This is a genomic window from Paenirhizobium daejeonense, from assembly GCF_014280875.1.
GTDB lineage: Bacteria > Pseudomonadota > Alphaproteobacteria > Rhizobiales > Rhizobiaceae > Allorhizobium > Allorhizobium daejeonense.
The window spans coordinates 336,888-361,939 of sequence record NZ_JACLAL010000003.1 but is presented as its reverse complement, the minus strand read 5'-3'; the positions used below and the strand labels follow the sequence as shown (position 1 = coordinate 361,939).

Annotated in this window: 18 protein-coding genes; 10 read left to right on the top strand and 8 right to left on the bottom strand. The window is 60.6% G+C overall.

All coding sequences use genetic code 11. The annotated features are described in order from the left end of the window. Positions 1 to 179: 179 nt before the first annotated feature. The 4 genes from H4I99_RS08525 (at position 180) to H4I99_RS08510 (ending at position 4,814) form a co-directional block, all read left to right on the top strand. Positions 180 to 2,048, top strand: a complete 1,869-nt coding sequence (locus H4I99_RS08525) for a 5'-nucleotidase C-terminal domain-containing protein (protein ID WP_163900791.1) — start codon at positions 180 to 182, stop codon at positions 2,046 to 2,048. A 126-nt stretch (positions 2,049 to 2,174) separates the two neighbouring features. Further along, a complete protein-coding gene (gene hemH / locus H4I99_RS08520) occupies positions 2,175 to 3,209 on the top strand; it encodes a ferrochelatase (RefSeq protein WP_163900792.1) in 1,035 nt (344 codons plus the stop codon). A gap of 126 nt (positions 3,210 to 3,335) precedes the next feature. Next, positions 3,336 to 4,352 (top strand): SPFH domain-containing protein, encoded by a 1,017-nt coding sequence (locus H4I99_RS08515; protein WP_163900794.1) that lies wholly within the window; start codon positions 3,336 to 3,338, stop codon positions 4,350 to 4,352. 3 nt (positions 4,353 to 4,355) lie between these two features. Next, positions 4,356 to 4,814, top strand: a complete 459-nt coding sequence (locus H4I99_RS08510) for an NfeD family protein (RefSeq protein ID WP_163900796.1) — start codon at positions 4,356 to 4,358, stop codon at positions 4,812 to 4,814. 120 nt (positions 4,815 to 4,934) lie between these two features. Here the strand turns inward: H4I99_RS08510 and H4I99_RS08505 are convergent, their stop codons facing one another. Continuing rightward, positions 4,935 to 5,930, bottom strand: a complete 996-nt coding sequence (locus tag H4I99_RS08505) for a KpsF/GutQ family sugar-phosphate isomerase (protein WP_163900798.1) — start codon at positions 5,928 to 5,930, stop codon at positions 4,935 to 4,937. 151 nt (positions 5,931 to 6,081) lie between these two features. Between H4I99_RS08505 and H4I99_RS08500 the strand changes: the two genes are divergently transcribed. Then, on the top strand, positions 6,082 to 7,593 hold the full coding sequence (locus H4I99_RS08500) for an outer membrane beta-barrel protein (RefSeq protein ID WP_163900800.1): 1,512 nt from the start codon (positions 6,082 to 6,084) through the stop codon (positions 7,591 to 7,593). Between the two features lie 8 nt (positions 7,594 to 7,601). Here the strand turns inward: H4I99_RS08500 and galU are convergent, their stop codons facing one another. Beyond that, positions 7,602 to 8,489: a UTP--glucose-1-phosphate uridylyltransferase GalU gene (gene galU, locus H4I99_RS08495; protein WP_163900803.1), complete on the bottom strand. Its 888-nt coding sequence runs from the start codon at positions 8,487 to 8,489 to the stop codon at positions 7,602 to 7,604. 199 nt (positions 8,490 to 8,688) lie between these two features. Between galU and H4I99_RS08490 the strand changes: the two genes are divergently transcribed. Beyond that, positions 8,689 to 9,900 (top strand): lytic murein transglycosylase, encoded by a 1,212-nt coding sequence (locus tag H4I99_RS08490; RefSeq protein WP_163900804.1) that lies wholly within the window; start codon positions 8,689 to 8,691, stop codon positions 9,898 to 9,900. Positions 9,901 to 9,974: 74 nt separating this feature from the next. After that, positions 9,975 to 11,168: an SGNH/GDSL hydrolase family protein gene (locus tag H4I99_RS08485; protein WP_163900806.1), complete on the top strand. Its 1,194-nt coding sequence runs from the start codon at positions 9,975 to 9,977 to the stop codon at positions 11,166 to 11,168. Positions 11,169 to 11,221: 53 nt separating this feature from the next. Here the strand turns inward: H4I99_RS08485 and H4I99_RS08480 are convergent, their stop codons facing one another. Beyond that, complete coding sequence (locus H4I99_RS08480) at positions 11,222 to 12,676, bottom strand: glutamate synthase subunit beta (RefSeq protein ID WP_163900808.1); 1,455 nt, start codon at positions 12,674 to 12,676, stop codon at positions 11,222 to 11,224. Positions 12,677 to 12,765: 89 nt separating this feature from the next. Continuing rightward, complete coding sequence (gltB, locus tag H4I99_RS08475; RefSeq protein ID WP_163900810.1) at positions 12,766 to 17,487, bottom strand: glutamate synthase large subunit; 4,722 nt, start codon at positions 17,485 to 17,487, stop codon at positions 12,766 to 12,768. A 421-nt stretch (positions 17,488 to 17,908) separates the two neighbouring features. Here gltB and H4I99_RS08470 point away from each other — a divergent pair, with 421 nt between their 5' ends. Then, positions 17,909 to 18,964, top strand: coding sequence for a threonine aldolase family protein (locus tag H4I99_RS08470; protein WP_163900812.1), 1,056 nt, complete (start codon positions 17,909 to 17,911; stop codon positions 18,962 to 18,964). Here the strand turns inward: H4I99_RS08470 and H4I99_RS08465 are convergent, their stop codons facing one another. Next, a complete protein-coding gene (locus H4I99_RS08465) occupies positions 18,965 to 19,825 on the bottom strand; it encodes a LysR substrate-binding domain-containing protein (RefSeq protein ID WP_163900814.1) in 861 nt (286 codons plus the stop codon). 98 nt (positions 19,826 to 19,923) lie between these two features. Here H4I99_RS08465 and H4I99_RS08460 point away from each other — a divergent pair, with 98 nt between their 5' ends. Then, on the top strand, positions 19,924 to 20,910 hold the full coding sequence (locus H4I99_RS08460; protein WP_163900816.1) for a bile acid:sodium symporter family protein: 987 nt from the start codon (positions 19,924 to 19,926) through the stop codon (positions 20,908 to 20,910). A 76-nt stretch (positions 20,911 to 20,986) separates the two neighbouring features. Here H4I99_RS08460 and H4I99_RS08455 read toward each other — a convergent pair whose 3' ends face one another. Beyond that, a complete protein-coding gene (locus tag H4I99_RS08455; protein WP_163900817.1) occupies positions 20,987 to 21,454 on the bottom strand; it encodes an Hsp20 family protein in 468 nt (155 codons plus the stop codon). Between the two features lie 407 nt (positions 21,455 to 21,861). Between H4I99_RS08455 and H4I99_RS08450 the strand changes: the two genes are divergently transcribed. Then, positions 21,862 to 22,863, top strand: coding sequence for an alpha/beta fold hydrolase (locus H4I99_RS08450; RefSeq protein ID WP_163900819.1), 1,002 nt, complete (start codon positions 21,862 to 21,864; stop codon positions 22,861 to 22,863). A gap of 3 nt (positions 22,864 to 22,866) precedes the next feature. On the opposite strand, the gene hisN is transcribed toward H4I99_RS08450, so the two are convergent. Next, the gene (gene hisN, locus H4I99_RS08445) at positions 22,867 to 23,643 is read right to left on the bottom strand and encodes a histidinol-phosphatase (RefSeq protein WP_163900821.1); all 777 of its coding nucleotides are present in this window, start codon (positions 23,641 to 23,643) and stop codon (positions 22,867 to 22,869) included. Between the two features lie 417 nt (positions 23,644 to 24,060). Continuing rightward, positions 24,061 to 24,936 carry an N-formylglutamate amidohydrolase gene (locus tag H4I99_RS08440; protein ID WP_163905812.1) on the bottom strand — a complete coding sequence of 292 codons (876 nt, stop codon included), beginning with the start codon at positions 24,934 to 24,936 and terminating at the stop codon, positions 24,061 to 24,063. Positions 24,937 to 25,052 lie beyond the last annotated feature (116 nt).

Below are 25,052 nucleotides of genomic sequence, written 5' to 3'. Positions count from 1 at the left end.
GACCGGCCGGCACCCATGCTGGTCGGTTTTTTTCATTTTTGCCCGCCTGCGCGACAAGCATTTTCCCTTGCAGTCGCATCCACTTGATGAAAACATTCGCCCGCTTCCAAGGCACGAAAAAACCTACAGGATTGCGGAGTAGCATGCGTTTGCCGATTTACGAAAACAGGAGAAAAGCGATGTTGAGACACCTTCGGTTCGGCCTCTTGAGCGCATCCGCGCTCGCGATCTCGGCCACCGGCGCCTTTGCCGATTTCGAGCTGAATATCCTGCATATCAACGATTTTCATTCACGCATCGAAGCGATCAACAAGTTCGATTCCACCTGCTCCACGGAAGAGGCAGGCAAGAACGAGTGCTTCGGCGGCATCGCCCGCATGAAGAGTGCGATCGATACCCGCCGCAACGAACTGGCCGGCAAGAACATCCTGACACTCGACGCTGGCGACCAGTTCCAGGGCTCGCTGTTCTACACTACCTATAAGAGCGCTCCGATCGCCGAATTCATGAACGGCATCGGCTTCGACGCAATGGAAATCGGCAACCACGAATTCGATGACGGCCCGGAAGAACTGGCAAAGTTCATCGAAGCCCTGAAATTCCCGATGATTTCCGGCAACACGCTCGCAGGTCTGGACTCGCCGATCGCCGACAAGTTCAAGCCTTATATCATCAAGGATTTCGGCTCAGAGAAGGTCGCTGTGATCGGCGTTCTCGCCACCGATACGGACGAGACCTCTTCGCCCGGCGACAGCATCCTCTTCGCCGAACCGATCGGTTATCTGAAGGAAGCCGTGAAGGAGATAGAGGCACAGGGCGTCAACAAGATCGTGCTGCTCTCTCACGTCGGCTACACCGTGGACCAGCGCATCGCCGCAGCGGTTGACGGCATCGACGTCATCGTCGGCGGCCATAGCCACACCCTGCTCTCCAATACCGACGAAAAGGCGGCCGGCCCTTATCCGACGCTGGTCAAGAACCCGTCCGGCAAGGATGTGCCGATCGTCACGGCCTATGCCTATTCCAAGTATCTCGGCGACCTAAAGGTCGTCTTCGATGACACCGGCGCGGTGAAGTCCGCGGAAGGCGCTCCCATCCTGCTCGACGCATCCGTCACCCCCGATGCGGACTACACCGCCAAGGTGGCCGAGCTCGCCGGCCCGATCGAGGAACTGAAGAAGAAGGAAATCGGCGAGACGGCTGACGCCATCGACGGTTCCCGCGAAGTCTGCCGCGTCGCCGAATGCACCATGGGCAACCTCGTGGCCGACGCCATGGTCGACCGCGTCAAGGATCAGGGCATCACCATCGCCATCCAGAACGGCGGCGGTCTGCGCGCGTCGATCGATGCCGGCACCGTCTCCATGGGCGAAGTACTGACCGTGCTTCCATTCCAGAACACGCTCGCCACCTTCCAGCTCAAGGGCTCGGATATCGTCTCAGCACTTGAAAACGGCCTGAGCCAGATTCAGGACGGCGGCGGCCGCTTCCCGCAGGTTTCCGGCCTCAAGTATTCGTTCGACAAATCGAAGGAGCCCGGCAAACGTCTGGTGTCCGTCGAAGTAAAGGAAGGCGATGCCTTCGTGCCGCTCGACCCGGAAAAGCTTTACGGCGTCGCGACCAACAACTACATGCGCGCCGGAGGCGACGGCTACAAGATCTTCGCAACTGGCGGCCAAAACGCCTATGACTTCGGTCCAGGCCTCGAAACGGTGGTCGCCGACTACCTAGCCAAGAACGCTCCTTACAAGCCCTATACCGACGGCCGCATCACCGAAGTCACATCTTCGGCCGCGGTCGAGGCACCGGCCACCGAACCGGCTGCTCCCACCGCACCGACTGCAAATGCGGAAACGGCCGCTCCGGCTTCGGCCGCGGCAACCGCCGCAGCCACCGTCTACAAGGTCGTTCATGGCGACAGCCTGTGGAAGATCGCTGTCGCGACCTATGGCGACGGCATGCTGTGGAAGAAGATCGCGGAAGCCAATACACTGAAGAACCCCAACATCATCGGCGTGGGCAAGGAACTGCAATTGCCGCCGAAGTAAGCAGGGCAGTTTGCCGCATCAACGGAACCGGTCCGGGCTTCCCCGGGCCGGTTTTTGCTTTTAAGAACTGATCCCGGCGCCACTTGCATTCGTATTGCATCAAGTGCAACCAGCAGGAACCAAGACATGACCGCAGACATCTCCCGCCTGCCTTCCAATCATCCGCCCGTCCGTTTCGGCAAGGTAGGCGTACTTCTCGTCAATCTCGGCACACCCGATGGCACTGACTACACCTCGATGCGCCGCTATCTCAGGGAGTTCCTGACCGACAAGCGCGTCATCGAGTGGTCGCCGTGGAAATGGTATCCGATCCTGTTCGGCATCGTGCTCAACACCCGTCCGCAAAAGGTCGGCAAGGCCTACGAGGCGATCTGGAACAAGGACAGGGACGAGAGCTACCTGCGCACTTACACGCGTAGCCAGGCCGAACTGATGTCCGAAGCGCTAAAGGACCTGCCCAACGTCATCGTCGAATGGGGAATGCGCTACGGCCAGCCATCGATTGCCTCGAAGATCGATGCGCTGAAGGCGGCCGGTTGCGAGAAGATCCTGCTCTTCCCGCTTTATCCGCAATATGCAGCATCGACCACGGCAACCGTCAACGACAAGGCTTTCGAACACCTGATGAAGATGCGCTGGCAACCGGCCTTGCGCACCGTGCCGCCCTATCACGATGATCCCGCCTATATCGACGCTCTCGCGGTATCGGTCGAGAAGAAGCTGGCAACGCTGGACTGGGAGCCGGAACTCCTGATCACCTCGTTCCACGGCATCCCGCAATCCTATTTCCGCCAGGGCGACCCCTATCACTGCCACTGCATGAAGACCGGTCGCCTGCTGTGCGAGAGGCTCGGGCGCTCGGAGAAGAACTTCATGGTCACCTTCCAGTCGCGTTTCGGACCGGAGGAATGGTTGCAACCCTACACCGACAAGACCATGGAAAAGCTCGGCAAGGAGGGCGTTAAGCGTATCGCCATCATGAACCCTGGCTTCGTATCCGATTGCCTCGAAACGCTTGAAGAAATCGCCGGTGAGGCAGGCGAGATCTTCCATCACAACGGCGGCGAAAAATTCGTGCACATCCCGTGCCTCAACGACAGCCCGGAAGGTATGAGCGTATTGGAGAAGGTCGTCCGCCGCGAATTGCAGGGCTGGGTCTGACGCATTCGAGATCGCCGAAGGCACAGTCGCCATTGCCTTGACCTTGCAATGGAACGGCCGTCAACCGATGTTAGAAAGACACCGCAAGCGCAATCAAGATCGCTTACGGAATGAGGAGGGAACACCATGGGGTTCGCAGGTCCCGATATCGTAGTCATCGCGCTTGTCGTAGTGGTCATTCTTGTTCTCTTCGCGGGGATCAAGACGGTACCACAGGGATTCCGTTACACCATCGAGCGCTTCGGCCGCTATACCCGCACACTCGAGCCCGGCCTTAACCTCATCATTCCCTTCATCGAACGCATCGGCGCCAAGATGAACGTGATGGAGCAGGTGCTCGATGTACCGACGCAGGAGGTCATCACCAAGGACAATGCCAGTGTCTCGGCCGATGCCGTCGCCTTCTATCAGGTGCTGAATGCCGCGCAGGCTGCCTATCAGGTCGCCAATCTGGAAAATGCCATCCTGAACCTCACCATGACCAATATCCGTTCGGTCATGGGGTCCATGGATCTCGACGAACTGCTGTCGAACCGCGAGGCGATCAACGACCGCCTCCTCAAGGTGGTCGACGAAGCAGTCGGCCCCTGGGGCATCAAGGTGACCCGCGTCGAGATCAAGGACATCCAGCCTCCGAAGGATCTGGTCGATGCCATGGCGCGCCAGATGAAGGCTGAACGCGAAAAGCGCGCCCAGGTGCTCGAAGCCGAAGGCTTTCGAAACGCCCAGATCCTGCGCGCCGAGGGCGCCAAGCAATCAGCGATCCTTCAGGCCGAAGGCCAGCGCGAAGCTGCCTACCGGGAAGCGGAAGCACGCGAGAGACTGGCAGAGGCAGAAGCCAAGGCAACGCGTTTCGTCTCGGACGCCATCGCTGCCGGCGACGTCAACGCCATCAACTATTTCGTCGCGCAAAAATACACCGAAGCCATGGCCGCAATCGGCACGGCATCCAACGCCAAGGTCGTGCTGATGCCGATGGAAGCATCCAGCCTCATCGGCTCGCTGGGCGGCATCGGAGCGATTGCGCGGGAAGTTTTCGGCGACGCGGCGACACCCGCCCCCGCACCTCGCCCGCGCCCCGCAGCACCCGTCACCCGCTCGACACCCCCGGTAAACCCCTTCGGTCAGAATCCGGAGGGCTGATCCATGCTGAGCCGCATGATCGTAGAACTGGGACCATGGAGCTGGTGGCTGCTCGGCCTTATCCTGCTGGCAGCGGAACTCCTCGTGCCCGGCGTCTTTCTTGTCTGGATCGGCATTGCAGCGCTGATCACCGGAGCGCTGTCGTTGGTTCTATGGGAGGTCTCGCTCTGGACTTGGCAAATCCAGTTACTTCTGTTTGCGGCACTGGCGGTAATCTCTACTCTGCTCGGCCGCCGCCTGCTCGGCACTGATCGTACCACGTCGGACGAACCGCTCCTCAACCAGCGGGCCGCGAGCCTTGTCGGGCGCACGGCCGTGCTGGCAGAGCCTATTGCCGAAGGGCACGGCCGGGTTAAGCTCGACGATAGCTACTGGCTGGTACAGGGGCCAGACCTGCCTGCGGGCACCCGCGTGAAGGTGATAGCCGGCAATGGCCGCAACCTGACAGTGGAAAAGGCCTGATCAACAGACTCCTGGATGCTTTCCGAAAAGAGAAATCGATTTTAGGAAAGGGCCAGGCTCAGCTTCGTAAGACTGGAGTACACCTTGCGCCAGAAGGGACGCAAGGCACTTCAATAACGGTCAGGCAACACCGATCCGCAAGAGATCGTGGAAGTGCACGAGGCCGATAGGCCTATTCTCTTCATCGACAACGATCAGCGCGCCGATACTGTGCTCGTTTAGCGTGGCAAGCGCCGCGGTCGCAAGCGTCGTCGGCTTGATGGTCTTCGGCGTGCGGGTCATCACGTCATCGACGCAGAGTTCCGAAAGATTACGCGTCAGATTGCGCGCCATGTCGCCCTCGGTGACGATGCCGCAGAGCTTGCCGTCATCGTCCAGAACGGCGACGCAGCCGAAATGCTTGTGCGACAGGGTAACGATCGCCTCCGGCATCGGCGTACCGTGCTTGACGAGCGGCAACCGGTCACCCGTGTGCATGATGTCGCGCACATGGGTAAGGCTCGCACCCAGCTTGCCACCGGGGTGAAAGATGCGGAAATCGCTCGGCGTGAAACCGCGAGCCTCGAGCAGGGAAATCGCGATAGCATCGCCCATGGCAAGCTGCATGACCGTGGATGAGGTCGGCGCAAGTCCGTGCGGACAGGCTTCCTGAACCTTCGGCAGCAACAGCACGATATCCGCCTCGCGGGCAAGCGTCGAGGTCTCGCCCGCCGTCATTGCGATCAGTGGAATGGAGAACCGGCGGGAATAATTGAGGATACCCAGCAGTTCCTGGCTCTCTCCGCTCCACGACATGGCGAGGATCGCATCGTCGCGGCCAATCATGCCGAGATCGCCATGATTTGCTTCGACAGGATGGACGAAGAAGGCAGGTGTGCCGGTCGAGGCGAAGGTCGCGGCGATCTTCGTGCCGATATGGCCGCTCTTGCCGACGCCGGTGACGATCACGCGACCGGAGATGCCGCCGATGATGTTGACGGCATTGCAGAAGGGGCCGGCAAGGCCATTGGTCAAGGACGCTTCCAGCGCCTCCAGAGCGTTGCGTTCGGTCGTAACGACCCTGAGAGCCGATTCGACTGCACCGGCTTCGACGAGATTGACAGCGCGCTTTATCATGGCAGTCCCATACTGCTTTTGCTCTGCCCTGTCCACACGCCAACGCTGCGGTCGTTAGCCACCCGACCGATGCTGCGGACAGAATGGCAACCAAACATTAACCACATGACTTTACGTTTGGGTAAGCATTCAAGCTTCGAGCAATAACCCGATGGTAAAGAATTCAGAGACCGGAACGGCTCACGACCGTTGCCGCAGGACCCGCCGCCTCGCCGGCGTCCTGATGGCGGGCGTATTCGGCCTTGCATCGCCATCGCTGGCCCAGACGGCCCTGCAGCCCCAGACAGGCACGGCAGGCGGCAGCGCATCGTCCACGATCGCGCAATCCTCGGCCACGACAACCTCTACCGGAATACAGTCCACCGCCACGACTGGCGCGAACGCCACGGCAACCGATCCCCTCACCACCGCCGGCACCGCGGCGCCGGATTTTTCCGATGCGAACCTCACCGAGCCGGATGACGATTTCGGCCGCATGAACCTGCGCGAGACGACGCTGGACGACGCCACTTCCCAGCGCATTCGGCGCGAGGCAGCGGAGACGGATGGTGTTCGTCTCGGCACCATGGTGCTGCGCCCCTCCCTCATCCAGCGCTTCGGCAGCGAGACCACCAGGGACGGTGAGGGTAAGGACACCCGAAACTATATGGAAACGGGCCTCAAAGGCAGCCTCACCTCCGACTGGTCGCGTCATGAACTGACGATCGGCGGCGAAGGCTATTGGCAGAGGAATTTCTCCGGCGACAGTGCGACCAAGCCGAATGCAAACGTCAATGCCGACCTGCGACTCGATATCTCCCGCGACACCATCGCCCATATCACCGGCGGCTATTCCTTCAGCCGCGAGGACACCAACGATCCGAACGCCATTTCGGGCGCGGCCGTGCAGTCCGGTGTGCATATGTATAATGGTGGGCTTTCGGTCGAGCACGATTTCGGCAAGCTGCGCGGCACCGTCGGCGCCGATCTCGAGCGCTGGCAGTATTCCGATGCGGAACTCTCCGACGGCTCCAAGGTCTCGCTGAGCGACCGCAACCGTCTCTCAGGCTCGCTCCGTGGCCGCATCGGCTACGAGCTATCGCCGGCGATCACCCCGTTCACGGAAGTCTCCGTCGGTCACGTCGCCTATGACGATAAGGAGGACAAGGATGGCTACCGCCGGTCAGGTGATTTCTATGCCGCCAAGGCAGGCATTTCTGCCGATTTCGGTGAAAAGCTGAGAGGTGAAGTCGGGCTGGGTTACCGTCAACAGCAGTTCGACGACAATCGCCTGAAAGAAATCGGCGCGATGACCATGGACGGCAACGTCTATTGGTCTCCGCAGCAGGGCACCGACGTGAACCTTGGCCTGACCACCACGATCGATCCCTCGACCACCGCCGGCCTCAGCGGCTCGGTGATCTATGCCCTGACGGCCGAGGTCGAGCATCGCTTGCGCAGCAACCTCGTCGCCCGACTGTCGGGTTCCTCACGCTGGACGGAATATCAGGATGACACGGCTCCACCCGACACGGTGACCTATGCCACGGGCGCCGAGCTGACCTGGAATGTGAACCGCTATCTCGATCTGACGGCGGACCTCAGTTACGAAAGAACCGAGTACAAGTCCGCCGCAGATAGCAATGTGATGCGCGCTATGGTCGGCCTGACCGCCAAGCGCTGACGGCCCTCTTACTTGAGGGCCGCAAGGAGAGCCTTGAGCGGCTCTTCGACAGTCGGGCGGATGTCCGCACGATCGAGTGCAAAGGCAACGTTGGCGAGGATGAAGCCATCCTTGGCGCCGCAGTCGAAGGTGTCGCCCTTGAAGTGATAAGCGGCAAACGCCTGTTCCTTGGCAAGCTTCAGCATGCCGTCGGTCAGCTGGATTTCATTGCCGGCGCCGCGTTCCTGGGTTTCGAGGATCGCGAAAATCTCGGGCTGCAGGATATAGCGGCCGTTGATGAAGAAGTTGGAAGGTGCGGTTCCCTTGGCCGGCTTTTCGACCATCTCGGTAATGTGGAAGCCGCCTTCGAGCGTCTGACCAACGCCGACGATACCGTATTTATGGGCATGCTCAGGAGCACATTCCTCAACGGCGATGACATTACCACCGGTCTTTTCGTAAAGCTCTACCATGCCTTTCATGCAGCCCTTCTCGCCACGCATGATCATGTCGGGCAGAAGCAGGGCGAAGGGATCGTTGCCGACGATGTCACGGGCGCACCATACGGCATGGCCAAGACCGAGCGGCTCCTGCTGACGGGTGAAGCTCGCCGTGCCCGCCTTGGGCAACAGGCCGGAAAGCAGCGTCAGCTCGGCATTCTTGTTGCGGCTCTTCAGCGTCTGTTCCAGTTCGAACTGGATATCGAAATAGTCTTCGATAACGCCCTTTCCACGACCGGTGATGAAGACGAAATGCTCGATTCCGGCTTCAACCGCTTCATCGACAACGTATTGAATCACCGGTTTGTCGACGACGGTCAGCATTTCTTTCGGAACGGCCTTGGTCGCGGGAAGGAAACGCGTGCCCAGACCGGCTACGGGAAAAACAGCTTTGCGGAGTTTATTTCGTTGAACCACACATTCCTCCTGGAGGATAATTTACAGGCGCCTTCATTACGCCCTTGCCAACTAGTATATCTTTACTACCGTTTCGCAAAGGCTACCTTCGACAGGCGGTCGATGGTAAAGAATTTGTTGACGCTATAGCATTAACCTAGGGTGAACAGCCGCTGCTGCGGCTTGAAAGCGAACCGTAAATTCGACGGGGAGATGCCCAATGAACAGGACCAGTCGCAAGCTTTTTGGCGCCCTTGCCTTTTCGATCCTCACCGGCCTTCTGCCGGTGGAAGCTCGTGCCGATGTCGGCTTCAAGAAGTGGATCAACGGCTTCTACGCAACGGCGGCCCAGAACGGGATCAGCCAGAAAACTTATAATCAGGCTTTCGCAGGCGTGAGCGAACCCGATGATTTCGTTCTCGAAAAGGCCCGCTATCAACCCGAATTCAAATCCCAGATCTGGGATTACGTCGATTCGCGCGTGAACCCTTATACCGTGAAGGTCGGCCGCGAGATGGCCGCCAAATACGGCCCGACGCTCGCTGTGATCGAACGCCATTTCGGCGTCGACAAGCATATCCTTCTGGCAATCTGGTCGATGGAATCGAACTACGGCGCAGCGCTTGAGACGCCAGAGAGACTTCATCACGTCCCGCGTGCGCTCGCCACCCTCGCCTATGCCGATCCAAAGCGTTCCAAATATGCACAGAAGCAGTTGATCGCTGCGCTCAAGATGCTGCAGAACGGCGACGTAACCTCGAAAGGACTGATGGGATCCTGGGCCGGCGCCATGGGGCATACACAGTTTATTCCGTCCAGCTACCTTCTCTACGCGATCGACGCGGACGGTAACGGCAAGAAGGACATCTGGCATTCCGTCCCGGATGCGCTCGCCACCTCCGCCAACCTCTTGCAAAAAAATGACTGGCAGAGCGGTAAGACCTGGGGTTACGAAATCGTCGTTCCAGCCGGGGGCGCTGCCCATGCCGGCAAGACCAAGACGCTGGCCCAGTGGGCGGCCCTCGGCTTTACCCGTCCGAGCGGAAAAGGTTTCAAGAACGGTGCGGAACGCGCCGAACTGAAGATGCCCGGCGGTCCGAATGGCCCAGGTTTCCTGATGACAAAGAATTTCTTCGTCATCAAGCGTTACAATGCAGCCGATTCCTATGCACTGGCAGTCGGCATGCTGGCCGACGAGATCGCTGGTTATGGCGGCATGCAGCAGGCATGGCCGCGCCCGCACAACACGCTCGACATCAAGGAAAAGTTCGAGCTGCAGACGCGCATGCAGGCGCTCGGCTATTACGACGGCAAGATCGACGGCAACTTCGGCTCCGGCTCCAAGGCAGCGATCGAGGCGATCCAGTCGCGGCTCGGCATGTCGGTGGATGGACAGCCGTCAAAGGTATTGCTCGACGCCCTGCGGAATTGACAACCGTCGCGACGCGTTTCACATATCGAGGCATCTCGCGACGACGGTGAGGCAGGCAAAAGGCGACCAAAGGAATGCGCGGGACAAACCAGCAAGCAAAGACCCGGCAGAGGAAGATCGTCCTCGCCCTGTCGCTGGTTGCGTGCTTCTCGATGGTTGCCGAAATGGCCAGCGCCCAGCAATATGGCGAGCGGCGAAATCTGCTCGACCTGCTGTTCGGCCCACGGGAACCACGCTATGTGGAACCGCCGCCCATGCCGCGCAAGCAGACGAAGCCTCCCCGCGCCCGCAAGAAGCCGACGTCTACCAGCATCACCACCATTACGACGACGGCGCCCGCGCCACCTCCGCCCGCGGCCAAGCTTGAAGACGCGCGCAAGGTCCTCGTCATCGGGGACTTCATGGCGGACGGGCTCGCGGACGGCCTGAAGGAAGCATTTGCGGCGTCGCCGGGTGTTGTCATCGAGAAACGAAGCAACGGTTCGTCCGGGCTTGTCCGCGACGACTATTACGACTGGCACAGCCAGCTTCCGGCCATCCTCGACGAGGTGAAGCCAGCCCTTGTCGTCATTGAAATCGGCGCCAACGACCGCCAGCAGATCGAAACGGCGTCGGCCAAACTTGATTTCCGCACAGACGCCTGGTTCAAGGAATACGAACGGCGCATCGCCGTTCTCGGCAACACCGTCAAGCAGAGTCAGTTGCCGCTGATCTGGGTCGGTCTTCCGGCCTTCCGTCCGCAGAGCATGACGGCGGATACCCTGACGCTCAACGGCGTTTATCGCGCAGCAGCAGAGAAGATCGGCGCGGAATTCGTCGATGTCTGGGACGGTTTCGTCGATCAGGACGGTCGCTTCATCGTAACCGGTTCGGATATCAACGGACAGCAGGTGCGACTACGCGGCACCGATGGCATAGGCCTCACCGCCTCCGGCAAGCGAAAGCTCGCCTTCTATGTCGAAAAGGCGGCCCGCCGCCACCTCGGCGATTTGACGAGCCCGGATCTCGTACGGCTGGACTCCAGTAACCTGCCCGTCCTCATCGACTTGCCGCCAGCTGAAACGCAAAACGTCGTAAGGACCCAGCCGATCGACCTGTTCGACCCGGAACTCGATGGATCGAGCGAACTGCTCGGCGCAGCTCCGCTGCCCGTTTCCAGCATTCCCTCTCCCCGCGAGCAACTGGTCAGGAACGGCGTCCTGCCGCCCCCCCCTGCGGGACGCGTGGACGACCTGCGCATTCCTCCGACAGGTTCGACGGCACCTTAGACGAAAAAGGGCCGCGTCACCGCAGCCCTCATTCATTCCATATTCTCTGACAATTAGCGCGGCAGGACGCTCGATCCCATCAGCGCTTCGTCGATGGCGCGGGCGGCCTGGCGGCCTTCGCGAATGGCCCAGACCACCAACGATTGACCGCGACGTACGTCGCCCGCGGTCCAGAGCTTGTCGACCGAGGTCTTGTAGTCAGTGGTGTTGGCAATGACGTTGGTCGAGCCGCGGCTGTCGACGTTGAGGTTCAGCTTGCCGTCGAGTTCCTTCAGCACGCTGTCCTTGAACGGACCGGAGAAGCCGATGGCGATGAAACCGAGATCAGCCTTGATAATGAACTCCGTGCCGGCAATCGGCTTGCGGCGTTCATCCACCTGGCAGCACTTCACGCCGGTCAGCACACCGTCTTCGCCAACGAACTCAAGGGTCGCAACCTGGAATTCGCGGATCGCACCTTCGGCCTGCGAGGACGAGGTGCGCATGCGGGTGGCCCAGAACGGCCAGACGGCAAGCTTGTCTTCCTTTTCCGGCGGACGCGGACGAATGTCGAGCTGCGTGACCTTCACCGCACCCTGACGGAACGCAGTGCCGACGCAGTCGGACGCCGTGTCACCACCGCCGACGACGACGACATGCTTGCCGCCGGCAAGGATCGGATCGGACGGCCAGCCGGTCGAGTCGATGTTTTCGCGGCCGACGCGGCGGTTCTGCTGAACCAGATAGGGCATGGCGTCATAGACGCCGTGCAGGTCGACGCCGGGAATGCCGGCCTCCCGCGGGGTTTCCGAACCGCCGCAGTAGAGCACGGCATCATAGTCCGCCAGCAGCGTCTCGACCTTGACGTCGACACCGACATTGACGCCGCAATGGAAGGTGACGTTCTCGCCCTTCATCTGCTCGACGCGGCGGTCGATGAAGTTCTTCTCCATCTTGAAGTCCGGAATACCGTAGCGCAGCAGGCCGCCGGCCTTGGATTCGCGCTCGTAGACATGAACTTCGTGGCCGGCGCGACCGAGTTGCTGGGCGGCGGCGAGACCGGACGGACCCGAACCGATGATCGCAACCTTCTTGCCGGTGTGAACCGTTGCCGGCTGCGGCACGATGAAGCCCAGTTCATAGGCCTTGTCGGCAATCGCCTGTTCGACGGTCTTGATGGCGACCGGCATGTCCTCGAGGTTCAGCGTGCAGGCTTCCTCGCAGGGCGCCGGACAGACGCGACCGGTGAATTCCGGGAAGTTGTTGGTGGAATGGAGGTTGCGAATCGCCTCTTCCCACTTGTTGTTGTAGACGAGGTCGTTCCAGTCCGGGATCTGGTTGTGGACCGGGCAGCCCGTCGGACCGTGGCAATAAGGAATGCCGCAATCCATGCAGCGCGCGGCCTGCTTGGTGACCTCAGCATCCGACATCGGGATGGTGAATTCGCGGAAGTGGCGGATACGGTCGGAGGCGGGCTGATACTTTGCCACCTGCCGGTCGATTTCCATGAAACCTGTAACCTTGCCCATTTTTTCGTCCTGCTAAACTGAGCTTGATACTGCACGGCCAAGCCGTGGGCGACGGCACCCCGGATATCCGGGATGCCGGTGGTGGCAAATCACTCCGCTGCCACTCCCATGCGCATGCGCTCCATTTCCTCAAGGGCGCGACGGTACTCGACCGGCATGACCTTGCGGAACTTCGGACGGAACTCGGCCCAGTGGTCGAGCACTTCCTTGGCACGGGCAGAACCCGTGTAGTGCAGGTGGTTGGAGATCAGCTGGTAAAGCCGCTCCTCGTCGTGGCGGGTCATGTCGCCCGACACGTCGACCAGCCCCTTGTGCATCAGGTCGCCGCCGTGGTGGTGCAGCTTCTCCAGCATGTCGTCCTCTTCCGGAACCGGTTCGAGTTCGACCATCGCCATGTTGCAGCGGGAAGCGAAATCGCCGCTCTCGTCCAGCACGTAGGCGACACCGCCCGACATACCGGCCGCGAAGTTGCGACCCGTTCCGCCAAGCACGACGACGACACCGCCGGTCATATATTCGCAGCCGTGGTCGCCCACGCCTTCGACAACGGCGACCGCGCCGGAGTTACGCACAGCGAAACGCTCACCTGCCACGCCGCGGAAGTAGCACTCGCCGGCGATGGCGCCGTAAAGCACCGTGTTGCCAACGATGATCGAGTTCTCGGCGACGATCCGGGTATTTTCCGGCGGACGGACGATGATGCGGCCACCCGACAGCCCCTTGCCGACATAGTCGTTGCCATCGCCGACGAGATCGAAGGTGATGCCGCGGGCAAGGAAGGCGCCGAAAGACTGACCGGCTGTGCCGTTCAGCGTGACATGGATGGTGTCGTCCTTGAGGCCCTTGTGACCGTGACGCTTGGCAAGCTCGCCCGACAGCATGGCGCCGGCCGAACGGTCGACGTTCTTGATGTCGACGTCGAACACGACAGGCTGCTTGCTTTCAAGAGCCGGCATGGCCTTTTCGATCAGCTTGCGGTCGAGCACGTCATCGATCGGGTGCTTTTGGCGGGTCGTCCAGTAGGTCGCGTCCTTCGGAGCCTCGACCTTGTGGAAGATCTTGCTGAAGTCGAGACCCTTGGCCTTCCAGTGCGACAGCATCTCATCCTTTTCGAGGAGTTCCGAAGCGCCGATGATCTCGTCAAGCCTGGCAACGCCCAGCGAGGCAAGGATCTCGCGCACTTCTTCGGCCACGAAGAAGAAGTAGTTGATGACGTGCTCCGGCGTACCCTTGAAGCGCTTGCGCAGGACCGGATCCTGGGTCGCAACGCCGACCGGGCAGGTGTTCAGATGGCACTTACGCATCATGATGCAGCCAGCTGCGATCAGCGGCGCGGTTGCGAAGCCAAATTCGTCGGCACCGAGCAGCGCACCGATGATGACGTCGCGGCCGGTCTTCAGGCCGCCATCGACCTGAAGTGCCACGCGCGAGCGAAGGCCGTTGAGCACCAGCGTCTGCTGGGTCTCGGCAAGCCCGATTTCCCAGGGGCTGCCGGCATGCTTCAGCGAGGTGAGTGGCGAAGCGCCGGTGCCGCCGTCGAAGCCCGAGACGGTGATATGGTCCGCACGCGCCTTGGCAACGCCCGCAGCAACTGTACCGACGCCCACTTCGGACACCAGCTTCACCGAGACATCGGCAGTCGGGTTGACGTTCTTCAGGTCGAAGATCAGCTGCGCCAGATCTTCGATCGAATAGATGTCATGGTGCGGCGGCGGCGAGATGAGACCGACACCCGGCGTCGAGTGACGGGTCTTGGCAATCGTCGCGTCGACCTTGTGGCCGGGCAGCTGGCCGCCTTCGCCGGGCTTGGCGCCCTGCGCGACCTTGATCTGCAGCATGTCGGCATTGACCAGGTATTCGGTGGTCACGCCAAAGCGACCCGAGGCCACCTGCTTGATGGCGGAACGTTCCGGATTTGCCGAACCGTCGTAGAGCGGCAGGTAACGGTCGGCTTCCTCGCCTCCCTCACCCGTGTTCGACTTGCCGCCGATCTTGTTCATGGCGATGGCAAGCGTCGAATGCGCCTCGCGACTGATCGAGCCGAAGGACATGGCACCGGTCGAGAAGCGCTTGACGATCTCGGCTGCGGGCTCGACCTCTTCCAGCGGGATCGGCTTGCGGCCGAGCGATTCCGCGGACTTGATGCCGAACAGGCCGCGGATGGTGTTCATCCTGAGCGAGCTTTCGTTCACCAGCTTGGCGAATTCGCGGTAGCGGTCCTGGCTGTTGCCGCGCACGGCATGCTGCAGGGCTGCAATCGAATCCGGGCTCCAGGCGTGGTTTTCGCCACGCATGCGGTAGGCGTATTCGCCGCCGATGGCGAGCGTGTTGGCGAGAACCGGATCGCGGCCGAAGGCTGCGCGATGGCGGGCCACGGTCTCCTCGGCAATCTCGGTGAGCCCGATACCCTCGATGGTCGTGGCAGTGCCGAAGAAATACTTCTCGACGAGTTCCGAAGAGAGACCTACGGCATCGAAGATCTGGCCGCCGCAATAGGACTGGTAGGTCGAGATGCCCATCTTGGACATGACCTTCAGGATGCCCTTGCCGACAGCCTTGATGTAGCGATAGACGACTTCGTCTTCCGAAACTTCCTTCGGGAACTCGCCATGCTTGTGCATGTCGAGCAGCGTGTCGAAGGCGAGATACGGGTTGATCGCTTCCGCGCCGTAACCGGCGAGACAGCAGAAGTGGTGCACTTCGCGCGGCTCGCCCGATTCCACCACGAGACCGACCGAGGTGCGAAGCCCCTTGCGGATCAGGTGATGATGGACGGCAGCCGTCGCGAGCAACGCCGGGATCGCGATGCGGTCCGGACCGATCTGGCGGTCGGAAAGCACGATGATGTTGTAGCCGCCCTTGACCGCCGCTTCCGCCCGCTCACACAGGCGATCGAGCATTTCCGGCATGCTTTCGGCGCCGCGATCGGCATCATAGGTGAAGTCGAGCGTCTTGGTGTCGAAGCGGTCCTCGGTGTGACCGATCGAACGGATCTTCTCCAGATCACCATTGGTCAGGATCGGCTGGCGAACTTCCAGACGCTTGGCGTGTGCAGCACCTTCATGGTCGAGCAGGTTCGGCCGCGGACCGATGAAGGACACGAGGCTCATGACCAGCTCTTCGCGGATCGGGTCGATCGGCGGGTTGGTGACCTGCGCAAAGTTCTGCTTGAAATAGGTGTAGAGCAGCTTCGACTTCGCCGACATTGCCGAGATCGGCGTATCGGTGCCCATCGAGCCGATCGCTTCCTGGCCGGTCGTCGCCATCGGCGACATCAGGAGCTTGGTATCTTCCTGCGTGTAACCGAAGGCCTGCTGGCGGTCGAGCAGCGAAACGTCGCGACGAAGCGCGCGCGGCTCCACCGGCTTCAGCTCCTCGAGGATAAGCTGGGTGCGGTCGAGCCATTCGCGATACGGATGGCTGTTGGCGAGGTCGGACTTCACTTCCTCGTCGGAAATGATCCGCCCCTTGTTCATGTCGATGAGCAGCATCTTGCCCGGCTGCAAACGCCACTTCTTGACGATGCGCTCTTCCGGCACCGGCAGGGTGCCGGCTTCGGAAGCGAGGATCACGCGGTCGTCGTCGGTGACGAGGTAGCGGGCCGGACGCAGGCCGTTACGGTCGAGCGTAGCACCGATCTGGGTACCGTCGGTGAAACAGACCGCAGCCGGTCCGTCCCACGGCTCCATCAGGGCGGCGTGGTATTCGTAGAACGCCTTGCGCTCGCGGCTCATGAGCTGGTTGCCGGCCCAGGCCTCCGGGATCAGCATCATCACCGCATGGGCCAGCGAATAACCGCCGCGCTGCAGGAATTCGAGCGCGTTGTCGAAGCAGGCGGTATCCGACTGCCCTTCGTAAGAGATCGGCCACAACTTGGAGATGTCGGCGCCGAACAGCGGCGACGAGACGGATGCCTGACGGGCCGCCATCCAGTTGACGTTGCTGCGCAGCGTGTTGATTTCGCCGTTATGGGCGACCATGCGGTAGGGGTGCGCGAGCTTCCACGACGGGAAGGTGTTGGTCGAGAAGCGCTGGTGCACGAGGGCAACGGCCGACTCGAAGCGCGGATCCCCAAGATCCTTGTAATAGGCGCCAACCTGAAACGCGAGGAACATGCCCTTGTAGACGATGGTCGAGGACGACAGCGATACCGGATAGAAGCCGGTCTCCTGCCCGCCGAACTCGTCATAGATGCGGTTCGAAATGACCTTGCGCAGCAGGAACAGGCGACGTTCGAACTGCTCATGGGTCGCGGCGTCCTGTCCAGCACCGATGAACACCTGGATATGGCGCGGCTCGGTGGCAGCAATGTGGGGCGCCTTCGACAACGAGGAGTTATCGACCGGCACATCGCGATAGCCAATCAGGTGCTGACCCTCGTCATGACAGACTTCGGCGATGACCTTCTTGAAATGCGCGATCTGCTCTTCGTCCTGCGGGAAGAAGAAGTGTCCGACAGCATATTCACCGGCCTTCGGCAGGGTAATGCCCTGCTTCGCCATTTCCTCGCGGAAGAAGCGATCCGGGATCTGCACCAGAATGCCCGCACCGTCGCCCATTAGCGGATCGGCGCCGACAGCGCCGCGATGGGTGAGGTTTTCCAGAATGAACAGGCCGTCCTTGACGATCTGATGCGACTTCTCACCCTTCATATGGGCAATGAAGCCGACGCCACAGGCATCATGTTCGTTCATCGGATCGTAGAGACCCTGCTTGGCGGGAAGACCGTAAACGGCCGTTCGGCCGGCCCGCTTCTCGGCGACATCGCCAAGGGGCTTCACGTTCTTTTCGGATGGCGTCATCTCAGTCATTGCCTTCCCTCCTGTCAGCCCGGACATCCGGGTGAAATCCGCCAGAACCGCTGGCGCGACGGCCGGCGCGGCCGCTCCAGTCTGGCAAGATTAGCCCTCACCAGCATGACAAGCGAACCGAACCGGCTCAAACTTCCAATTAGGTCAATTGTTCTGACCTATTTTCTGCTTTTCTATGACAGAAACGATATACCAGCGCAAGGGAGTCTAGTGAAAAATTAACGCCCTTCCGGACGCTAAGTTGCCACGACGCAGCAGGCAACGAAATTAAATTTCGCGACTGAAACGAATGCGGTCCATTTTCTTGCGCTCTTGAGCTATGCGACATGTTTCGACGCTGAATGGATTGATCGCATTTGCGAAATGCCTAATCTCGGCGACACCTCTCCCCACCCCCCAACCAGTCATTGGAAAATGTGACATGTTTTTTGCCTCCGACAATTGGGCAGGCGCCCACCCCAAGATTGCCGAAAGCCTGACCCGCGAGGCGTCCGGCTATGCCGCTGCCTATGGGTCGAGCGATCTCGACAAGCGGATCGAAGCCCGTTTCAACGAACTTTTCGAGCGGGAGGTCGCGGTCTTCTTTGTCGGCACGGGCACCGCGGCCAATTCGCTGGCGCTCGCAAGCGTCGCGCGCGCCGGCGGCGTCACCTTCTGTCACTTCGACGCCCATGTGAATTCCGACGAAGGCGGCGCGCCTGAATATCTGACCAGCGCCTGCCGGCTCTATCCGGTCGAGGGCGAAAACGGCAAGATGGACGCAGAAGCACTGCGTGGTCACGTCCACCGCTTCGACGTTCCCTCCGTCCATCAGGGCAGACCGATGGCCGTCACCCTCACACAGGCAACGGAATCCGGCACCATCTACACGCTCGATGAAATCGCCGAGATCAGCGCCATCGCGAAATCGAAGAAGCTGCCCGTACACATGGATGGCGCACGCTTCGCCAACGCCCTCGTCGCGCTCGACGCAACGCCTGCGGAAATGACCTGGAAACGTGGCGTCGACATCCTCTCCTTCGGCGGCACCAAGAACGGCTGCTGGTGCGCCGAGGCGATCATCTTCTTCGATCCTGAAATGGCCGAGGAAATGCCCTATATCCGCAAGCGCTCCGCCCAGCTCTTTTCCAAGACCCGCTTCGTATCCGCACAGTTCGAAGCCTATCTCGAAGACAACCTCTGGCTGGAACTTGCCGGCCACGCCAACGCCATGGCCGACCGTCTGCGCTCCACACTGAAGACAGGAAACCGCGCCCGCCTTGCATGGGAAACCCAGAGCAACGAAGTGTTCGCGGTTTTCGACAAGGCACTCGCAGACGAAGCAAAGGCCAAGGGCGCCAAGTTCTATGACTGGCTGGTTCCCCGCGACATGCCGCATCTCGTCTCGGAAAACGAAGTTCTGGCTCGCCTCGTCACCAGCTTCGCCACCACCAACGAGGATGTCGACCGCTTCCTCGACATCTGCACCGGGGCCTGATCATGCCTCGCGCGACGGCGGCATGATACGGGAGCGGATCTGACCCGACAGCGCCTCGACAAGGGCCTGATCCGCACCGCGCCGCGGCACCAGCACGAACTCGACATCTTCAAGCGGCGGCAAGTCACCTTCCATGATCTCCCGGAGGCCGGACGGCGCCATGCTGCGCGGCTGCACCAGCACGCCCATGCCGGCGCGGGCCGCTGCGGTCAACCCGCTGAGGCTGCCGCAGGTACACACCACCCGCCAGGCGATCCCTGCCCCGTCCAGCGCTTCCTGCGCCACCTTACGGGTGATGCTCGGCGGCGGAAAGGCGATCAGCGGCATGAAATCGCTGCGTGACAGCACGAATTCCGGATCGCGCGCCAGCCACACCAGCGGCTCGCGATAGAGCAGCTTGCCATGCTGCTCGTCCAGCCGGCGTTTGGCCAGAACCAGATCCAGCTCACCCGCCTCCTGCATCTGGTAGAGCACGGCGCTCAGCGCCACCGTCAGCTCCAGATCGACCAGAGGATGGAGTCGCACGAAATCTTCCAGAATACCGCTCAGGCGGTTTGCCACCACGTCCTCGGAAATGCCGAAGCGTAGTCGACCCCGCAGCCGGCTTTCGCCGAACAGCGCGGTGACCTTGCCATTGATTTCCAGCATGCCGCGGGCATAGCCGAGCAATGCCTCGCCTTCCGCCGTCAGACTGACGCGGTGGGTATCGCGCGCGACGAGCTGCCGTCCCAGCGACTTTTCCAGCCGCTGGATATGCTGGCTGATGGTCGATTGACCGATGCCGAGCCGCTCCGCAGCCAGCGTGAAACTGCCGGCCTGATGCAGCATGACGAAACTGGTGAGATGATGAAGGTTGAGCATGTCATCACAATTCAGGATAACTGTTAGTGTTTGCATCTTGCTTCATGATAACACATCAGTAAAGCCCGCTTGACTGATGCAAGATACAGGAACAGGAAATGAAGCGCTTTCTGCCCGACCGCTTTACCATCATGCTTGTCTGCACGGTGCTGCTCGCATCGGTGCTGCCGATCAGCGGCAAGCCGGCGGACTATTTCGGCATCGCCACCAATATTGCGATCGGCCTTCTCTTCTTCCTGCATGGCGCCCGCCTTTCCCGCGATGTCGTGCTTGCGGGCTTGCTGCACTGGCGGCTGCATCTGGCGATCCTCTGCACCACCTTCGTGCTGTTCCCGTTGCTTGGTCTTGCCGCCGGCCTCATTCCTGAGAGCCTGCTCAATCCGTCGCTCTATGCGGGCATCCTCTTCCTCTGCCTGCTGCCCTCGACGGTGCAGTCGTCGATCGCCTTCACGTCGATGGCGGGCGGCAATGTCTCGGCCGCCGTCTGCGCTGCCTCGGCATCGAGCCTTCTCGGCATGTTTTTCACGCCGCTCCTCGTCGGCCTGACGATGTCCACCACGGGCAGCAGCGGTTTCTCGCTGGATTCTCTGGAGAAGATCCTGCTGCAACTGCTCGTTCCTTTCGTAGCCGGCCAGCTGCTGGAACCCTGGATCGGCAAGTGGATCCGCGCCCGTAAGCAGCTTCTCGCGCCGGTCGACCGCGGCTCCATCCTCATGGTGGTCTATCTCGCCTTCAGCGAGGCCGTTTCGGAAGGACTGTGGCACACCTTCTCCGCGACCGACATCGCCGTCGTCATCGTACTCGACATGGTGCTGCTGGCGATTGCGCTGACCATAACCATGTATGGCAGCCGTATCCTCGGCTTCTCCCGCGAAGACGAGATCGCCATTACCTTCTGCGGTTCGAAGAAGAGCCTCGCCAGCGGCGTGCCCATGGCCAATGCGATCTTCGCCGGCCAGAGCATCGGCGCCATCGTCCTGCCGCTGATGCTGTTCCACCAGATCCAGTTGATGGCCTGCGCCGTCATCGCCCAGCGTTATGCCGCTCATAAGGACGGGCGCGCTGCCATAACCGCGCAGGCCTGATCTGACGGGAATACTGCTCAAACGAAAAGCCCCGCTCGATGAAGCGGGGCTTTGAAAATTGCGGTGCCGGCAGGCCTTAGTTGATGTGCGCCTCGATGGCCTTGGGCTGGGCGTTGGCCTCAGCGGTAATCGAGATGCGACGCGGCTTCATGGTCTCGGGGATGTTGCGCAGGAGATCGATGTGCAACAGGCCGTTCTTCAGCGAAGCGGCGGTGACCTCCACGTGATCGGCCAGTTGGAAGCGGCGTTCGAAGGCGCGCTTGGCAATGCCGCGATAGAGGAATTCAGTCGGTTCGGCCTTGTCTTCCTCGGCCTTCTCACCTTTTACCATGAGCACATGGGCATGGGCCTCGATGGAAAGCTCGGTTTCATCGAAACCGGCAACGGCCATGGTGATGCGGTAGGTGTTCTCGCCGGTACGTTCGATATTGTAGGGTGGATAGCTCTGAGCCTGTTCAGGCTGGCCGAGGCTATCGAGCATCGTGAACAGACGATCGAAGCCGACGGTGGAACGGTAGAGCGGGGAAAAATCAACGTGACGCATGGTGTCCTCCTTGGGAAGCGACGGATAGCGGTTTTCTCATCCGACACCCCTTGCTGGCCGTGCCGGAACGGAACGCGGTCCCTTTCCGGCGACCGCATCCATGAGATGGGAAGGGCCTCTGGCCAATTCAAGCCCTCGCAGCGGCAAGCGATTGAAGGCAAAGGTGAAGGGCGGATGAACAGCCGTTTCAGTCCCTATTCAGCCCTGAGAATCTAGAACGGCATTATCGGATGTCTCTAGACCGATGGCCGGAGAACATAGTCCCTTCCTCTCCGGTCCAGTTTTGCCGGAACCGCCTGGCCTTACCAAAGTGGTTCCGGCTTTTTTCTTTGACCTCGCACGGCCTTCATCCTATCCCAATCGCATATGGGGCGAGTGCGCCCGCTGACGATTCGGCAGATGCGAGCATGGACAGGATCCTACACGCCCCCCCCCTATACGCCACTCCAGGCAATCCCATTCCCGGAGAACCGGTCGCCGGCTTCTTCAAGGGCCATCGCGGCGTCATGCTGCGCTATGCCATTTTCCGTTCCGAACTGCCCGCCCGGGGCACCGTCGTCCTTCTTCACGGCCGTAACGAAACGATCGAGAAATACTTCGAGACCATCCGCGACCTGAACGCCGCCGGCCTCTGGGTAGCGACCTATGATTTCCGCGGCCAGGGCGGATCGCAGCGCCTGCTGAAGGACAGCCGCAAGGGGCATGTCCATCGCTTCTCGGACTATATCCGTGATCTCGACATCTTTCTCGAACAGATCGTGCTTCCGGATACGCGCCTGCCCTTCTTCCTGCTGGCGCATTCGACCGGCGGACTGGTCGCGCTTTCCGCTGCGCCGCGCCTCGCAAACCGCATCGACCGCATGGTGCTAATGTCGCCTTTTGTCGGCCTCGGAGGCCAGAAGCTTTCTCCGAAGAACATCCATCGCCTTTCGGCGCTGATGAGCTTGACCGGCTTGGGTCGCCTCTGCCTGACAGCAGACGAACCTGTCAAACCTTTCGCCGACAATCCCCTGACCTCGGACATCATGCGCTTCCAGCGCAACAACGCTATATTTGCTGCCCACCCCGAATTTGCACTCGGCCCGCCGACGGCACGCTGGCTCTACGAGGCGCAGAAGGCCATCGCCAAGGTCTCGAACCCACGGCATCTCGCCTCGATCACGGTGCCGACCGTCATCGTTGCGCCCGGCAACGATCCGATCGTTCCCTTCGCCTTTCCCGAAAAGCTGTCACAATATTTCCGTGCGGGCCAGCTCGTGCCCGTTCCCGGCAGCCGCCACGAGATCCTGCATGAACGCGACCGTTATCGCGCCCAGGCGCTCGCGGCCTTCCACGCATTCATCCCCGGCGGAGAGAACGAACCGATGACGGACGCGGTAGAGACAAGTCCCGAGACGTTGGAGGAATGATCCTCAACGCCCGTTGAGGATCGCCATCGCCTGAGCATGCACGGCGGCTGAACCGGCAGCGATGATAGAGCCCCCGTTTTCGGGGCGTCCGCCATCCCATGTGGTCATGACACCGCCCGCCTGTTCGACGATAGGGATCAGTGCGCCGACATCATAAGGCTTCAGAACGGTCTCGATCACCAGATCGATATGACCGGCGGCCAGCAGCGTATAGGCATAGCAATCGATGCCATAGCGGAAGAGCTTGACCTTGTCCTGCACCGTCCGAAACCGCTCGACTTCCCAGCCCTGGAAGAGATGCGGAGAGGTGGTGAACAGGATGGCGTTTTCCAGCGAGCCGCAATCGCGCGTGCGGATCTGGCGCTCGCCATCCGGCCCGAAATACCAGGACTTTTCGCCATCGGCGAAGTAACGCTCGCGGGTAAACGGCTGATCCATAAGCCCCATGCGGGCGCGGCCGTTCTGCTGGAAGCCGATCAGCGTACCCCAGACAGGAACCCCGGAAATGAAGGCTCGCGTACCGTCGATGGGATCGATCACCCAGACATTCTCGCGATCGACGCCGACATTCTCGTGTTCTTCACCCAGAATTCCGTGATCGGGAAACTCCTTCTCGATCAACGCCCTGATGGCAATCTCCGCCCGCTGGTCGCCTTCTGTCACCGGATCGAAACCGCCGGCCTCCTTGTTGACCACGGAAAGCGACGAACGAAAACGCGGCAAGGTTTCTGCCTTGGCGGCTTCGGCGAGACGAAAGAAGAAATCGCGATCGGGGCGCATCAAAAATATCCGACTGAAAGGAGAAAACAGGCCCGCTCGTCTTAGAACATCGGTCCGCCAAATGAAACCGTCGCCCACGGAATTTCCGCCAACGCATCGTCCGGGAAATCGAAATCGTTTTTCGCAAGACTTGATGACCCAGCTTCATCGTCTAGAGCGGCATTTGCACGCCTGAGCGCACAAACAACGTCCTGGTGACCAAGACATCGCCCACCCCTGTTTTCTTAATGGGCATAAAGATTAAAAAATAGGCATGCACAAAAATAAGACAAATTATTCTTGACATTTGTGCGTTGCACCAATAGGGTCAACTTACAGTCTTCTGACTGTAAATACCCTCCTTGGGTGTTTCCTCCCTAGACTTAGCCGCGCCAATGGCGCGGTTTTTTTTGCCTTCGGAAAACCTGAAAAAGGCTGCTACTCGGCAGCAAGCGCCGATGTGCCGGTATAGTCGGCGACAAAGGCCGCCATCTGCCCCATGAAGACCGCAATGGAACCTGCGAGGGCATGGAAGTCCGGTCGCTTCCGCAGCGTTGCCTCATCAATGTAGAGCGCTCGGTTCACCTCGATCTGCAGGGCATGCAGCCCCCGGACCGGCCGCCCGTAATGCTCGGTGATGAAACCGCCTGCATAGGGTTTGTTCCGCACGGCCGTAAAGCCGAGATCCTCAAGCATCTGCAGCGCCGCATGGGACAACTCGACAGAGGCGCTGGTGCCGTAACGGTCGCCGATGATGAAATCCGGACGAATGCCATTGCCGCCGATTCGGATATTACCGGGCATCGAGTGGCAATCGATCAGCACCCCGAAACCGAAGCGGGCGTGGGTGCGGGCAATCAACTGCCTCAGGCGGGCATGATACGGCTTGTAGATGTTTTCGATCCGCTCGAGTGCCACAGAGACCGGCATACGGCGCCCATAGATCTCCATGTTTTCCGCAACGATTCGCGGAATCGTGCCAAGCCCTCCAGCGACTCGCACCGAATGGCTGTTTGCGAAGGGCGGCAGCGGATCGGAGAACATTCGAGGGTCGAGTTCATAGGGCTCGCGGTTCACATCGACGAAAGCACGGGGAAAATGAGCGAGAAGCAGGGGCGCGCCGAAATCGGGCGCAGCTCCGAAGAGTTCATCGACGAAATGATCCTCCGACCGGCGGATCGCCATGCTGTCGAGCTGCGATTCATCAAGGAATTCGGCCGGATAGCGACGGCCGCTATGAGGGGAATTGTAAACGAAGGGGATGGACTGCGTTTCCGGTTCGCGGACTTCGAACAGCTCGCAATCGTCTGTCATTCCGTTCACGCTGCCCCTTCTTTACCACGTCACAAACTTGTTGTGGATCCATGTTGCCAGTTGGGCATGCGGAAGTCCATACTGACATAAATGGCGATATAAGCCGTTACAAGGTT